We start from the raw sequence: 322 nt of genomic DNA, 5'->3' as shown, positions 1-322 counted from the left end.
ATACTACCGCGTGCCAACTCGCGGCCTGCACGGTCACCTAATGATAATAATGCTGCTGACATAGCACCCACACGATCTTCATCCACGCCGGTTGGTAGAGCTGAAGCAATCATAAGACCATCGTTAGAGATTAGCGCAGATGCTTCAACATCTGCTGATGAACTGTTTAAGTCTTCCAATATCTGCTGAAATGAATCTGTACGCATATCGCTTTCTCTGTACTGGTGATTGGTTTTTTATTTATGAACTAATGAAGTTAGTCAAAAATATCCTTGTTTAAAGAAAGGTATTATAATTCCTTCCTAATAATATTGATATACAT

General features: G+C 39.1%; 1 protein-coding gene. It reads right to left on the bottom strand.

Annotation, left to right across the window (positions count from 1 at the left end; all coding sequences use genetic code 11):
* Positions 1–206 (bottom strand): roadblock/LC7 domain-containing protein (locus AAEY83_RS13580; protein ID WP_351059594.1); only part of this gene is annotated, 206 nt, incomplete at its 3' end.
* Positions 207–322: the final 116 nt, after the last annotated feature.

Source organism: Psychrobacter sp. TB20-MNA-CIBAN-0197 (assembly GCF_040309765.1).
Classification (GTDB): domain Bacteria; phylum Pseudomonadota; class Gammaproteobacteria; order Pseudomonadales; family Moraxellaceae; genus Psychrobacter; species Psychrobacter submarinus.
The sequence above is the reverse complement of the archived record's forward strand: the minus strand, read 5'-3'. Positions and strand labels throughout refer to the sequence as shown.